The following is a 15,558-nucleotide window of genomic DNA, read 5'->3' on the forward strand; positions in this document are numbered from 1 at the left end:
TTTTCTGCCCAGAATATTAGTAAATATTTAAAGTCGCAACACGTCAACATTCCTACGCAGACAATTCTGAACTATCTAAAGGCACTGTGCAATAGTTTCTTTATTTACAAAATTCAACGAGCTGAAATCCAAGGGATGAAAATCTTTGAGATTGGTGAGAAATATTATTTTGAAGATTTAGGATTACATAATTCCATACAGCATTTCGATTTTCGAAAAGACATCAACAAGTTAATGGAAAATGTAGTATGCATTGATTTGTTAAGATATGGATATGAAGTATATGTCGGAAAGAGTGGTAATAAAGAAATTGATTTCATTGCTTCCAAAGACGACCATAAAATCTATATTCAAGTAGCGTATATGCTTCCCGATGATGCAACTGTTAGGCGAGAATTTGGCAATCTTTTGGAAATAGCAGACAATTACCCTAAATATGTGGTAACAATGGATGAAATGCAAAACGGGGGAAATTACAAAGGAATTAAACAGATTTCACTGCGAAACTTTTTGTTGGCAGAGGATAAAGAAAAACTGTAAATTAACGATTCAATCTCTACGAATCAATATTTAAAGTAAAAAGCCGGCCCTTTGTGTGAACCGGCTTTTCTTATGTAATTTTTTTAATTTTCAAATTACTCTGTCTCCAAAGAGTTAAGGTATGCTTCCGCACTCAAGTAGAGATAAGACGGGTTGGTACAAGGATATGCACCACCGTCTTGATAGTCAGCCATACTTACGTACAACGAATTGGCTGGGAAGGTAATACTACCGGCCTTTTCATTATAAACTCCCAAAGGATAAGAATTTATATTAGTAGATAGGTTGCCATATACAGAACCACCGCTGAACATACCATATCCCCAATCCATACCATATTGAACCGGTTTCAAAGAAGCACCTTCTTTAGTCACATCAATTACGAAAGTATATTCACCTGGAACTACATCAGCCTCTTCATTAAAGGGATAACCGTTGAAACCGCCAACCTCATCTTGTGCAGTCGCAACTTTGGCAAACGGACTGTCAAAACGGAAACGTGTACTGGTAGCAGTTGTAGTTTTTTCAATTTCCACAGCCATCGGAACAGACGGATCTACGCCAAAGAAATTAGCAACTGTACCGTCCAAATAGTATCCGGTACCGATAGATTCCCACTTCAAGATAGCAAAATTTACTGATATTTCATGGTATCCGGAAGAATAGTTGCTGACATCATTACCACTCAAAGCCAGTTGTAGATTATAAGTGATACCCTCGGCAGCTGACGGTGTTTCAACTGTCAACTTGGCTGTTTTCTCTCCAGCAGCAAATGATACAGTGGAAGGGCATACAAATATATTCTCTTCATTATTTATCACAGTAACATCAACCGTACCGGCAGCATCTGTCAAGGAGCGTGTCAAAGTTAAATCAAAAGAGGTTATTCCCGGCTCAACTTCCACTGTTTGGGTGTAATTGCCCACAAAGCAGATGCCTTGATTACCGTCTTCCAGTTCACCCGGAGTATAACTTTCTGCATCAGGATCGCAAGAGGTAGCTATCAGTGCGATGACAAACAGACTAAGTATCTTATTTATATATTTCATATTCCATATTTTTAATAGTTAACATATACATTATTCTACATCAGGTATTGGTGTAGGTGCCGAAACCAGCGGATTGTTCTCCAATAATGGGTTATATTGTACTTCCTTATTAGGAATACTGTAAATCTGAACCGGATCACCTGCTGTAATATTAAATACGGCAGTAGTCGGGAAGCCGCAGCCTAAACGGTTGACTCCCTTGTTCAGACGCATAATATCAAAATATGCCATACCTTCTCCCCAGAATTCAAGACGACGTTGTTGCCAAACAGCTTCCTGCACAGCTTCCGGTGTAGTGGCTGTACACTGATAAGACGGGTCACGATATGCAGTAACAAACGAGTTAAGGGTAGATACACCGCCACTAACATTACCACTCATAGCTTGTGCCTCAGCCTTGATAAGATACATTTCCTCAACACGCATCAATATTATATCCGTAGCATTGTTGTCAGTTCCCCATTGGTCATTCAGCACCCCATACTTTACTTGTGTATAGGCAGGTGCCTTTTTCCCAGTAATGTATGTTTGGGCCGCAGCAGGCAAATTGGCAGATACACCTTCACCGTTCAGGAACCATCCCTTGCGGACATCACTGGCAGGAATCTCACTATAGAGTTTCGGACTGATTCTACGCCATCCACCTACAGAAGCATAACCATAATTCAAAGAGCCCATATGTGAAGGGAAATTACAAATACCGGTTGTACTTACACGGTCCTGTTCTGTAATCAAGATACCCCACATCCATGAATTGTCTTCGATATTAATGAATGAAGGCTTGCTTACATCAGCACGGGAGTATGGAGTGGCAGTAGTTTTGGCCAGTGCGGCTTCCGCATCCTTTAAAGCTTCCGCATAGTTGTGCATTGCCAGATAGACACGGGCACGGATACCGTAAGCGACATCCAAGCTGACATAGCGCTTGTCATCACGTTCTTTTGTAGTGGCTGTCAGCAGCTCAATAGCTTTATTCAGGTCTGCCAAGATAAAATCATAAGTTTCTTGCACAGTAGAACGGGCGCAGCCATTGGCTGCAACTTCTGTTGCATTCTGCTCTGTAATCAAAGGCATACCCATAGCGCTCTCATGTCCTTTGTAATTGAACTGATACAACTGTATCAACGTAAAATAGTCAAAAGCACGGACAGCTAATGCCTGCGCCAGATAATATTGTAACGTAGGATCTTCAGTTTCGTTATCTACAGTACCGATTACGTTATTGGCTGTAAAAATCTGATTGTACAATGTACCCCAGAATTCAATGGTAGCTGTACTTGTATTCAAGCAGTCACTGTAATCGGCTGAATTGGAATACCAGTTATAACCAGTAATATCTGCCACCATGTCCGTACCTCTTGATTCCGTGGCCAGCATAATGGTCGGATAACCTATATCACTATGCACATTGTCATCTTCTGTGTAGATTTTGGCATATTGGGTGAAATTTGCAGCCACAGCTGCTACGCTGGCTTCCAATCTGGAAGGATCAGATTCAACAACTTCTTCCTTTTGGTCAGATGTAATAGTCGAACTCAGCGGTTCTGTATCCAGATCTGTACATCCAGCTACCATCAAACCGAGCATAACATACGGTGTTATCTTATATAATTTCTTCATATTTTTTCTGTATTTTATTATTGAACTATTATCAGAATGTTACTTTCAAACCGCCGGAAATAGTACGTATAGGCGTATATCTATCTGTAGAAGCTGTTGTGTAGCTCATACGTGGATCAAGCCCTTTACGGGCAGAGAAAAGAGCCACATTGTCAGCCGCACCGTAAATACGCAAGCTTCCGATACCCAGACTTCTCAACCATCTCTTAGGTAAAGTATAGCCCAGGGTGATGTTATTGATAGAGAAATAATCAGAACTTGTCAACCAACGGTCTGATGAAGAGTTGGTGTATTTATCAATGGCATCTACACGCGGAATATTGGTATTTCTATTCTCTGGTGTCCATGCATTCAAGATATCCTTGTGCCAGTTATATCCCATGTAGTGGGAGTCACCGCCATGCATGAAAGCTTGATAGCCACTATCATAAATCGTACCACCCAACTGATAAGCACACTGGATGGAGAAATCAAAGCCACGGAACTCCAATGTTGTACCGACACCGCCATAGATAGTAGGCAACAGGTCACCGGAAGCTTGTCTATTGGAATTGTAGGCAGCAGACCAATCTTTATCCTTATACTCTACACCGTTTTCGTCCTTTGCCCAATACAGAGCTTCGCCGGAATCAGGATCTACCCCTGCATATTTTGTCAAATACATCTGGTACAAAGATTCACCTTCACGATAAATATAGGAACCATCAATCATCTCTCCTTTCAAATCCGGATGCAGCTCAAGAATCTTATTTTTCATCAATGTTCCATTCCAATTGATCACCCACTTTAAATCATTAGTTTCAATAGGAGTATAGTTCAATTCAATTTCCACACCGGAGTTGCGTACCGAACCGATATTCATAGGAAGTTGGGTATAACCGTTAGACATCGCTACCGGTTTATAATACAACATATCCTTAGTCTGGCGGTTGAAGTATTCGATTGTACCGTCAATACGTCCTCCCAAAAGAGCGAAATCCACACCTACATTGAATGAATTGGATGTTTCCCAAGTGATATCTTTGCTCCCCTTGTAGTAGAGCACACCATCAGAGAATACACCGTCAGACCCGCTAACCGTGAACTGATCCAGATACGGATAGTAGTTTGTATATCCCTTATAATAGAGGTTGTCATTACCCTGCTGACCGAAAGAAGCCTTCAGCTTCAGCATGTTGATCCAATCGTATTGACTGATAAAGTTTTCTTTTGCCATATCCCATGCTGCACTCACACTCCAGAAGTTACCCCAACGGTTATCCGGATGGAAGCGTGAAGAAGCATCACGACGATAAGAAACACTACCATAATATTTTTCATTGAAATCGTAGCTGGCACGTGTAATGATACCGATTGTGGCATATTCATTGTAACTGCCAGAACCATTCTTGCGGTCGATAACATTAGATGCAGTCCAGTTCTTGTCACTATACATGTTATATCCTAAAATATAGTGACTTTCCGTGTTGAAGTCCATACTTTCATAGCCGGCAAGAATATCCAAGTTATGGTTGCCGAATGTCTTTTTGTAATTCAACAGATATTGTTGGTCAAGCGAATAAACGCGTGAGGAGTATTGCATAACAGAACCGCCATAGGAAGCCGACTGACCATAATACTTGTTACCCACACTATGCTGGCGTGTGTTGTCAATATGCAAGCCCAAAGAAGCTGTCAATGACAAACCGTCAATGATATCAATCTTTGCATACCATTTCCCATTCAGAATATCCATCAGATATTTTTCAGTATCATAAAGGAAACCGCTCATAGGATTGGACATGCTCATAAAATTACGGGTGAAGTTTGTACTTGAACCATCACCATAGTCATATACATGATAGCCAGTATTGGCATTATATTGGAAACTGCCGTCTGCATTCCGTACATACATCGGATAGATTGGTGCGATAAAGTTACCAACAAAGAACGCATTACCGGAAGAAGTAGCAGCATCGGTATCCTGATCGCCCGGTGAACGGCTTGTTACATTTGAATAGCTAAGATTAACTCCGAGCTTCAACCACTTTTTAGCCTGATAATCCACGTTCATACGAGTGGAGATACGTTCGAAACCTGAATTTTCAATAATACCTTCATCATTCAAATAACTGGCAGACAGATAGTAGCTTAATTTGTCCGAACCACCAGAAACACTAAGATTATACTCTTGGCGCAAATTACTTTGGAACATCTCATCAGACCAGTTATCCGGTGTATAATAATAGTCACCGTCACTATATCCCAGAGTTGCATAAGGGTTCAACTTGCCGTTCCGGCCAATAAGATATTGTCCATCAGGTATGGTATAAACTTGGTAGCCCAGCTTTGGAAACAAGTCTGCATTGGCCAATTGATAAGCCCGTTCTGCTGTATATCCGCTATTATATAGGTATCCGTTATACAAAGCAGAATATGCAGTCTCCATATAGGTATTTGCATTCTGCAATACATCATAGTTTTTCACTAAGCGGGAGTTGACTCCCCAACGGGCGTCTAAAGAAATCTGCGTATCACCGCTCTTACCTTTCTTTGTAGTAACCAAAATAACACCGTTTGCACCACGTGCACCATACAAGGCAGCAGCTGCGGCATCTTTCAATACGGTCATTGATTCAATATCTTGTGAATTGACAGCGGAGATATCTCCTTCATAAGGAATACCATCCACTACATACAGAGGATTGTTGCTGGCATACATAGAACCGATACCGCGAATACGAACTGTCGCACTCGTACCCGGCTGGCCATTTGTACTTTGTGTCTGCACACCAGATACAGTACCGGAAAGTGCATTCGATAAGTTGGAGACCTGACGTTTCTCCAATGTCTCAGACTTGATCACAGAGGCTGAACCTGTAAAAGCAGACTTCTTTGCTGTACCGTAAGCTACCACCATTACCTCATCAAGCATCTCAGAATCGGAACGCATGAATACTTTTATATTCGGCTTAATATCAACCTCTTGAGTCTGCATACCAATGTACGAAATCACCAAAGTTTTCGCGGAACTACAATATGTGTATCTTGTTGGTAATAAAGGATGTACAATAATTCAAGAAAGTTTCAAAAGGAAGTGTTCCCCTTTGGGAGATACTCTATACATGTTCACTATACATGACAATCTACTTATATGATACTATTTGTAATAGTAATGTGCTGATTTATAATAGTCTGATTCTGTACTAATATGTTATAATCATAACGTTAGGATTTCTTTTTTTTAAGAATGAATGCTTATGTCAACATCTATCGTTTAGTTGTTTTTTGTCAATTATTTACTTGTATTGTTTGTTACATCCATGAAAACGTAAAGCATTATATAAAATATTATTGAAATTATAAAGGTTACATAGATACCATCTTACCCATTTATCCATTTTATGCATAGAACACTATGCAATTGTCCTTATTTTAAATGGAGATATCCGTTTGTTTATTCCAAATACAAAAGTAATTGAAGTAAAGAACTCTGTAACTGCGAAAAACTACTATTGGAAGTATGTCAAAAGTGTAAACCTGCCCTTTTCGGATGGAAAAACGATTGTTCAGTCAAGGTTTAGTTCTTTAATTCCCCAAAGATTTATGTAGTAAACAATGTTTTTGGTTTCTTGTTTGGGATTATATTTTTCTGATGAGGAATACCTATTATGAGAAAATATAGTCTACATGAAATTACGTCGCTTGGGTGGAGATATTTTTATCATAATCAGGAAATGCAGAATATGCTTTTGTGACCCACTCTAGCTCTCATATCGTGCGGGCAATCCAGGTTTGCTGCTTATTGAAGAAAGGATACTCCTATTGTTTCAGTTCTTCTCCATAAAGTTTACGCAGCATGATACGTGCAGGTACACTTTTAATTTCTCCATTGGGCAAGCCTTGTATAATGCATTCATTGCGCAATGCTTTTTCTTCAAGCATACGGCGTTCGGCTAATGCCAAACCGAAATGTAACTTTTCGCTCAGTTCTTTTCGTTCATTCTCTGACATAACTTTGTATTTTATTAAATCGTTCAATATGATGTATATGCATCTCCATCCCCCGTCCGCCTTCAGCAACAATAATACGGGGTGTCTCGCTATTATCTGCCAATAGCCAATAGTCCACACAGGGCATATAAATATTGAAAAAGTTATTGATACCTGCTTGATAACGCCGAATCACAACCTCTTTGGGAATGTCGTGCCCACCATTACGTACACGTTGGGCTACACGCTGAATAGCCAAGTCGGGCGAACTCAACCAGAAATATATTAAATTGACTTTATATCCTTGCTCTTGCGCACGATGGACAAGGCGGGTGTAAGTTCTTGTGGCAAGTGTGGTTTCTATAGAAAAGTTTTGTTGATTTCTCAGCAATTCATTAATCCTTTGTAACATCAACCGTCCGGCTTCAATAGCCATACTTTCGGGATTGAAAGGAGATAATCCACGAGCTATTTCATCCGCATTAACAAACTCCTTGCATTCCAGAACATCCGGTAGCACAGTGTAAGATGCCGTAGTCTTACCAGCACCATTACAACCACTAATGATGTAGAGCTGTTTTTTAGAATCCATATTCATGCATTTATCTAATTGCAAACATACGACATTTTTATAAGATTATGGATAATTGATAGTTATTGTTTTTTAAAAGTTGATTGTTCCGCAGGTATGAGAAGTACAGGACTCTTTTGAGAACTCCACATTTCTCACATATCATCTATCCTTATTTTCTTCTTGATGAAATATCTGTTTACCAAAGTACGTTTTACGAATTGAGGTGGAGCAAAGTACTTGCCTTTCCCACTTGCGCTATATAGATAGCCCTCCCCTCTAGTGATCATTGATGAATACCAAATGGCAGGCAAATATCCTGAGAATAGTGTGGAAACGCTTTTATTGTTCTCCTCTAATAACAGAGGGAATGCTTTATAGCATCCCCTCTCTCAAAAAACACTTTATTTATAGAATAATTCCGGTAGAATTATTTTCCTCCAAGATTCAACTCATCGTTGTAATCAGTTTCATTCAAAGGTACATCCCATGTCCATTTGTTGACACCGGAGGCAGGAATGGTTTTTGCAACGGAAATGTGAGCATTACCACCTTCGGCAAAACTGTGACGGACTATGTCGCGGTTCCATCTCTTGTAGTCGCTCCATGCAAAACCTTCACCCCAGAGTTCCAATTCGCGATAGTCCATAATTTCATTCCAAAGAGCTTCGCCACTCTTGTCGCAAGTGTATTCAGGATTACGTCCGGAAGTGGCATTCAGTTCTACCAGTGCGGCACGAGCAGCAGTCTCGTCATTCAAGAAATAATTAGCCTCTGCCTCTACCAATACCATTTCCGATGAACGGATGAAAGGCAGGTAGCTGACGCCCGGAGTGTCGAATACATAAAACTTCAGTTGTCCCCCCAGATACATATAACCAGCCTGATAAGGAGCTTCCAGGCCACTGACCGCCATTTTCTGGCAATAGGCAGCTGCTTCTTCCCAAAGAGCATCTGCTTTTTTCTCATCATCTCCCATTCCAAGAATGCCGTAGCCTAAATCCATGGCTGAACCGTCATTGAAGTTATAGCCGGGGAATTTGTCTTCGGTTAGGAACAGTGCCTTACGAGCATCGTCGTTGGGAATGCGATTAATCAGTTCACGACCGATAGAGCCTGCACCGGTCTGTTGAGTGCTCGCATAATATCCGTTACATGCATATTGAGTACCATAACTCCAATACCAATTATTCTCTTGTGAGCTACCAAAACTTCCGAAAATCCATTCACTAGTCGGATTACAGAACCCTGCATGATATTCCGCATTGCTCATAAGTGGGTAGTTCTGACGAGCCAGCTTGGCTTCTGTCAATGCTTTGGTATAATCTTGCTTGGTAAGAGCGGCACGGGCGTAGATGGCATGTGCCACATTGATGTTCGGCATCCATACTTGTGAGGCATTACGGTCCATACCGCTTTGCTCAAACAGCATGATGGCTTCATCCAAATCTTTATAAATCTGTGCGTATGTTTCAGCTAATGTGGCATAACCTTGTCCACCGGTAGATTCGTCCAAACGAAGTACTATCCCCTGCGAAGCACCATTGTTGGAATCTTGCCAGCGCCAGCAATAATAGTGTACCAGTTTTTCGAAAGCGTATGCACGAAAAGTCAGTGCAGATGCCTTGACAAAATCCCTTTCCGCTTCCGTACCTTCGGCATTGTCTATATTGGCAAGAATGGTGTTGGCATTACCTGCTATGGTATAATAGTAATACCATGCGTAAGCATCGTAAATGGAGTTGGCACGTGTGTGGAACTCTTGATTGAAGATAGGAGACCAACCGGATGCGTAGAGGTTGTAATTGTAATTTTCACTCGGGTAGCTTTCATACTGAATCATTATGTTGTTCTCACCAGCAAATCCACCTCCAAAATAGGAGTGTTGTGTTGTCATGATTTTGGCGATACCGTTCAATGCCTTCATGGCATTGGCCGTGGTACCTACGGCATCGGTTGCTCCGGTTGAGTCTGTAGGTGCTGTATCCAGATAGTCACCGGCGCAAGAAGACACCAGCATCATACCTGCCAATAGGCTTCCTGCGAACAATTTATTGATAATCTTTTTCATTTCTAATACAAATTATATGGTTATACCTTTAGAATTTCACAGTCAGTCCGAAGTTATAAACACGGGCTGTCACATACGTATCGTCCGAACCTCCGTTGAAGGAATACTGCGGATTCAATCCTTTGCGTGAAGTCAATGTAAAAAGGTTCTCTACACCGGCAGTCAGCGAAAGGCCTTCTATACCTACACTTTTCAGCCAACGCTTGGGCAAGCTGTAGGAGAGGTTCAGGTTCTTGAATACGAAGTAAGAAGAGCTTGTCAGCCAACGGTCGCTGGTGGCATTCAGGTCGGACGATTTGTAAAAGTCGGCGCGCGGAGTTCCGTTCGGATCAATGCGATTGGCAGAAGTTTCTGTCATTCCCGCAGGAACTTCTTTCCAAGAAGTCAGGATGTCCTTGTGGTAAGCGCTGCCGGCAGCACCGGATTCAGACACACCCATCAAGCTGGCATAACTGCCATCGTATGTTTTACCGCCTAAAGAATAAGTAAACAGCATGTTCAAATCCCAGTTTTTCCAAGAAAGAGCTGAGCTGATAGAACCGTAAACCGTAGGAAGTGCACTGCCGGCCCAGTCACGTTTGGCGTATGAAGTCGCGGTAGCATAGTCCGTACCGTTGATGGTAGTCAATGCACCGGCTTCTTGGGCGGCGGCTTTCTTGTCCGGATCCAGTGTATAGAGAGAAGTACCGGTCATCTGGTCCACACCTTCGAAGTGGTAAGTGTACCATTCGTAGATGGAGTGTCCTTCGGAGTAGTTTTGCATACCATGCAAGATGTCCTTTCCATCGGGCAGTTTCACGATTTTATTCTTCAGGAAAGTAGCGTCCGCGCCGATGTTCCATTTCCAGTCATTGTTGTTGATGACATCGGCATTCAAAGAGATTTCCCAGCCACGGTTGGATACGGTACCGATATTCTTGTATTGCGTCAGGTTCATCGGGGCAGTATCGGCAACCCAAGGATAAGAACCGGCAGAAAGCGGTAGGCGTACCTCAAACAGCAGGTCTTTGGAACGTTTGTCGAAATAGCCTATTTGGAAGTTCAGACGGTTGAACAGACGCCCCTCTACGGCAACATCCACCGTCTGTGTAGTTTCCCACTTGATGTCCGGTGCTGAAAGTGATTGTTTTACCAAAGCGGCTTCACCACCGTTCTTGTCAATGGTATAAAGAGCCATGTGACCATAAAGGCTTACGCCCATATTGTTACCGACTTCACCATAGGACGCGCGCAACTTCAAGGCATCCACCCAATCTACATCTTGCAAGAAAGCTTCTTGTTTCATGTTCCAGCTGGCACCAACAGAATAGAAGTTACCCCAGCGATTGTCCTTGTGGAAGCGTGAGGAACCGTCACGACGGAACGAACCTTCTACGAAATAACGGTTGTCATAATTATACTTTACGCGTGCCAGATAAGACTCCGTCTTGTCCTCATCATCACTTCCGGAAAAATAAGAGTTGTTAAGGAAATTGCCCATAGTAAGGTTTCCGTCTACAGCCATACCGGTGTTCATTCCGGAAGTGTACTTGCGCTCCCAACTATAGTTCTCGTGAGCCACCATAGCTTCCACGTTGTGTACCTGATTAAATTGATAGTTCCAGCTCAGAATTTCCTGCAAGGTTACAGTCTTGTATTGGTAGGCATAACTTGTCAAACGACCGCCATTCGTAGCACCGTCTCCAATTTCGGGATTGTCATATTTCTTATTGTTCGAAGTGCTGTTGTTCAGGTCACCTTTTACAGTTAATGAAAGTCCATACGGCAACGAGATGGTGGCAAAAGCTTGTCCGCCCAATACGTTGCGCACACTTTCCTGCTTATTATACAACATTTCGTAAGCGATGTTGCGGTTACTCAGATAAGATGAAGTGGTGTCATAAATTTTGTTACCATCGGCATCCAGTTGGTATGTACCGTCGGCATTGTGCATAAACAACGGATAGACCGGAGCCATATAACGAGTAATGTAGAACGGATTGGCGTAATAGTTGCCACTGGCATTACTGTTATAGTCACGCTTGGTCCACGAGCCAGTCAGGTTCACGCCACCCTTGAACCACTTGTTAGGTGTATAAGTAGTGTTGATACGCCCGGAGAAACGTTCGTAACCTGTGGCTTTTACATATCCTTTCTCATTCAAGTAGCCTATGGAAGAATACACGTTGTATTTCTCTCCCGAAGTGGCGGCGGAAAGATTGTATTCCTGACGGTGTCCCGTGCGTTCGATGGCATTCTGCCAGTCCAAGTCGTCATAGCCAGCCAGGCGAGTGGCAATCAGTTTTCCGTTATTGTCAAACAACTTATCACCAGCGGCATTGTAGATATTACGACCGATAGATTCACTAACCACGTGTCCCGTGGCATATGCGGCAGCATCGCTTGCCGACATGCCGGCATTGCTCATCATGGCATTCTTCTTGGCCATCCAGGTAGCTTCCATCCAGCGGTCTGCATCCAGACGGTCGTACTCGGGAATACCTCTGTTATACATACCTTGATTCATTTGCAGCGTAATACTCGGTTTATGAGTGTTTCGTCCGCTCTTGGTTGTAATGATGACAACACCGTTGGCAGCACGGTTACCGTATAATGCAGCCGAAGCAGCATCTTTCAAGATGGACATGCTTTCAATATCATTAGAGTTTAGTTCGGCCATGTTTCCATCGAAAGGGACTCCGTCCACTACATACAGAGGATCTGAAGCACCTGAAACCAATGTACCAAAACCACGGATACGGATGCTGGGGGCAGAACCGGGTTCACCATATGTATTGTTCACTTGTACACCCGGTGCGGCACCTTCAAGTGCACCGGTTACGCTGGTTGTGATGCGCTTCTCTATTTTCTTATTGTCAACCACCGAGATAGAACCGGTCAACGATTCTTTTTTAGCAGTACCGTATGCCACTACCACAACCTCATCCAAAGCTTCTGCATTGCTTCTCATTGTCACCTTTACACTCGGCTTAATCGCCACTTCCTGCGTCTGCATACCAATATACGAAATCACCAAAGTTTTCGCGGAACTACAACTCTTTTATTTTATTAATAATCAAGCAATTATACCATGTAATAGAAATCACTATAGCGAAATTTCCTTTCTCACAAGGTATGTGTATAGGGGTACAATGCATAAAACCTTACTGCTGTGATACTATTTGTTGAATTAATGACTTGGTTATCATATGTATATCATAAAGTTAATACGTTGCTTAAAGATTTTAAATGATTATTTCTCTTATATGAAGAATATCTTTTGTCAACATCTATCATCCTAACTGCTTTCGATGAAGCATTTACTCTACATTGTCATTTTATTAGCGAAAGTACTAAAGTCTATGTAAAAGAATATTTCAATAGCTTCAAAAAACAGTAAACTCAAAACTTTGTGATTAGCCAAATAATCAAGACAACTGTTGTTTCTTCATAAGAGTTTTCATCATTTCTGCTTCCACACTTCCACCCACTCCTTGTATTCCTTTATTCATCGGTATTACAAGTGCTGTGGAAGCAACTCAAAAGTGTGGAAGCAAAATTTGCTTCCACACCTCCAACCAGCCTTAAATATTGATAACACACCAATGTCAATCTTCTATTAGCACTACACTATACCTGATTGATTCTCAGTAGTTTCTTACTGCAAAATTTTGCAAACCTATTGCAGCGATACTGCAAAGCTGTTGCAGTGGTACTGCAAACTAATATGCAGCGCGGCTGCAAGCAATATGCAGTGATACTGCAAACAATATGCAGTGGTACTGCAAAACGTATGCAGTAAGTTTGCAGCGAGCAAACTGAAACTGAATAGTGAATGAACAGACTTTAAAGGAGAAGTATATGACTAACGATATGAAAGTGTAGTATTGGCTATGCTAAGTTCGTGTTTTTTTAGGCAAAGGCATGAGTGCATGGTTCTTTTCTAAATCATGCACTATAGTCATATCCATTACATTTGTATACACTTGTGTGGTTTTAACACTTTTATGCCCCAATAATTTTTGCACCGTTGTGATGTTTACTCCATTATAAATCAATAGTGTTGCATTAGTATGGCGAGCAGTGTGAAATGAAATTTTTTTTGATAAACCAGCTAGGCGGGAAATCACAATTAAATCCTTGTTCACATTAGAGTTATCCCTTAAATGAAAGAAGCTTTGTAAGTCATCCCGATATTTGTCCAGAATAACAAGCCCTTTTCCTTCGAATAAGAGATAAAGAGGTAATCTGACTTCTGTACTCGTCTTTATGGATTTATAAATTAGCCAGGTTTCTTGACGAATCTCCACGATGTTATCGGGTGATAAACTGATAAAATCAGAATATCTCATTCCTGCATAGCAACAAAACAAGAATGCATCTAAAGTCTTTTGCAATTTAGTATATCTGCCAGCCAAGCTTAATTTCTCCAACTTCTCCAACTCTTCAGGAGATAAGTGCGTATGCTTGTTTTCTATAGTTTTAATCTTGTACTTTCGAAAAGCGTATTTTTGTATCTCCATATAATCCTTGTTGATGGCGACATTTATATGTCGCTTCAGATGCTTCATATGTTTGGCTATCGTATTTGTGTGATAACCTCTTGATTGCAAGAAATATTCAAAGGAGGATATGAATTCGAATGTTAAATCAGAAAAGGTTACATCCTTTTTGAACTGTTGTAATAATGAAAGAGTGGAGAGATGATTTCGTTTTGTGCTTTCTTTTAGAGTAGAGTTTGCTATCTCTTGCCTAAAAAAAGGAATAAAAGCGGTTTTGTTTTCGCTTGTGCTCAAAACATCCTTTAGTAACTCTAATGAAATACGCCTTCCTTGCTGCCACAATTCCAACTCTTTTTTTTCTATCATAGCCATGAACTCATATATCAATCTATTCAGCGCATCTGCATTAGGATGATTCTTCACAATAAGCTTTTTATTGTCCCACTGTTCTGGCTTTAAATAAACTTTGGTTGAAAAATACTTTTTCTTTCTGTCCAAATAGGCTTCTACTTGTACCAATGCCATTCCTTTTTTATTCAGGCTTCTTTTTCTGTTGTACACTAGATTGTAAATAATCTTACTCATTTTACTTGATTTTAATTAATACCAATAACAAATAAGACGATATTCTGTGCTCGATGGGATTAGAATAAGAATTAATATCTCTAAAAAGTGTCTTTTTGTGTTTAGCTATTAATCGGTATTTAGCCTCCGGGAACTCTCAATTTGTTTCAAAATCAGGTCCGTTCTCTGTTTTAGCGGCTTATTTATTAACCATTTTGTTTTAAAATATGTGTATTTCTTGGAAAAATCATCCTAAAAGAGAGAATCATAGTGATAGTAAACATAAGCCAGTTTAGGTTTTTTAAGTGTGAAAAATCTGTTATTAAGCATAAAGTGACATGTTTAATTAACAAATTGATAGATTTACAAGGTTTTTTCAATAAAATAGTTGTTCGTTTCAGTTTTATTAATATATTTGCACTTTGTTAGAGTAAAGAAACAATTAATGTAAAGTTAAACTTTAAGAGAGAATTTATGAAAAGAAAATTAATGCTGTTATTGGCCTGTCTTTTTGTCGGAATAGGCCTAGTAACTGCCCAAACCCAGAAGGTTACAGGTGTTGTAATTTCTGAAGAAGACGGGCAGCCAGTTATTGGAGCCTCTGTATTGGTAAAAGGTACACAAATTGGTGCTATTACCGGTGTAGATGGTGATTTTACATTACCAAACGTACCAAGTTCCGCGAAAACT

The 15,558-nt window shown here is 40.8% G+C and carries 10 protein-coding genes; 2 read left to right on the forward strand and 8 right to left on the reverse strand.

The features are described 5' to 3' along the window. The coding region (locus DWZ67_RS15215) for a DUF4143 domain-containing protein (RefSeq protein ID WP_133302948.1) at nt 1-540 on the forward strand (540 nt) is incomplete at its 5' end. 95 nt (nt 541-635) lie between these two features. Here DWZ67_RS15215 and DWZ67_RS15220 read toward each other — a convergent pair. From DWZ67_RS15220 to DWZ67_RS15255, 8 genes are all read right to left on the reverse strand, one after another. Beyond that, nucleotides 636-1,589: a hypothetical protein gene (locus DWZ67_RS15220; RefSeq protein WP_005824271.1), complete on the reverse strand. Its 954-nt coding sequence runs from the start codon at nt 1,587-1,589 to the stop codon at nt 636-638. Nucleotides 1,590-1,619: 30 nt separating this feature from the next. Then, complete coding sequence (locus DWZ67_RS15225; protein WP_005824273.1) at nt 1,620-3,209, reverse strand: RagB/SusD family nutrient uptake outer membrane protein; 1,590 nt, start codon at nt 3,207-3,209, stop codon at nt 1,620-1,622. Nucleotides 3,210-3,240: 31 nt separating this feature from the next. Beyond that, nucleotides 3,241-6,207 carry a SusC/RagA family TonB-linked outer membrane protein gene (locus DWZ67_RS15230; RefSeq protein ID WP_081027245.1) on the reverse strand — a complete coding sequence of 989 codons (2,967 nt, stop codon included), beginning with the start codon at nt 6,205-6,207 and terminating at the stop codon, nt 3,241-3,243. An 803-nt stretch (nt 6,208-7,010) separates the two neighbouring features. Next, the gene (locus DWZ67_RS15235) at nt 7,011-7,202 is read right to left on the reverse strand and encodes a hypothetical protein (RefSeq protein ID WP_005835040.1); all 192 of its coding nucleotides are present in this window, start codon (nt 7,200-7,202) and stop codon (nt 7,011-7,013) included. Continuing rightward, nucleotides 7,189-7,773 carry a zeta toxin family protein gene (locus tag DWZ67_RS15240; protein WP_034523328.1) on the reverse strand — a complete coding sequence of 195 codons (585 nt, stop codon included), beginning with the start codon at nt 7,771-7,773 and terminating at the stop codon, nt 7,189-7,191. Before DWZ67_RS15240 ends, DWZ67_RS15235 begins: the two co-directional genes overlap by 14 nt. Before the next feature lie 409 nt (nt 7,774-8,182). Next, complete coding sequence (locus DWZ67_RS15245) at nt 8,183-9,823, reverse strand: RagB/SusD family nutrient uptake outer membrane protein (RefSeq protein WP_044468828.1); 1,641 nt, start codon at nt 9,821-9,823, stop codon at nt 8,183-8,185. Between the two features lie 28 nt (nt 9,824-9,851). Then, on the reverse strand, nt 9,852-12,839 hold the full coding sequence (locus DWZ67_RS15250; RefSeq protein WP_254704531.1) for a SusC/RagA family TonB-linked outer membrane protein: 2,988 nt from the start codon (nt 12,837-12,839) through the stop codon (nt 9,852-9,854). An 859-nt stretch (nt 12,840-13,698) separates the two neighbouring features. Next, nucleotides 13,699-14,889 (reverse strand): site-specific integrase, encoded by a 1,191-nt coding sequence (locus DWZ67_RS15255; RefSeq protein WP_008665770.1) that lies wholly within the window; start codon nt 14,887-14,889, stop codon nt 13,699-13,701. A 453-nt stretch (nt 14,890-15,342) separates the two neighbouring features. Here DWZ67_RS15255 and DWZ67_RS20290 point away from each other — a divergent pair. Further along, on the forward strand, nt 15,343-15,558 hold a 216-nt coding region (locus DWZ67_RS20290), incomplete at its 3' end, for a carboxypeptidase-like regulatory domain-containing protein (RefSeq protein ID WP_133304108.1).

It is taken from the genome of Bacteroides sp. AF34-31BH (assembly GCF_003602795.1).
Classification (GTDB): Bacteria; Bacteroidota; Bacteroidia; order Bacteroidales; family Bacteroidaceae; genus Bacteroides; species Bacteroides uniformis.

Coding starts and splice junctions, on each gene's coding strand:
- DWZ67_RS15220 (WP_005824271.1), bottom strand. CDS start 1,589: ATGAAATATATAAATAAGATACTTAGTCTGTTTGTCATCGCACTGATA.
- DWZ67_RS15240 (WP_034523328.1), bottom strand. CDS start 7,773: ATGGATTCTAAAAAACAGCTCTACATCATTAGTGGTTGTAATGGTGCT.
- DWZ67_RS15225 (WP_005824273.1), bottom strand. CDS start 3,209: ATGAAGAAATTATATAAGATAACACCGTATGTTATGCTCGGTTTGATG.
- DWZ67_RS15255 (WP_008665770.1), bottom strand. CDS start 14,889: ATGAGTAAGATTATTTACAATCTAGTGTACAACAGAAAAAGAAGCCTG.
- DWZ67_RS15245 (WP_044468828.1), bottom strand. CDS start 9,823: ATGAAAAAGATTATCAATAAATTGTTCGCAGGAAGCCTATTGGCAGGT.
- DWZ67_RS15235 (WP_005835040.1), bottom strand. CDS start 7,202: ATGTCAGAGAATGAACGAAAAGAACTGAGCGAAAAGTTACATTTCGGT.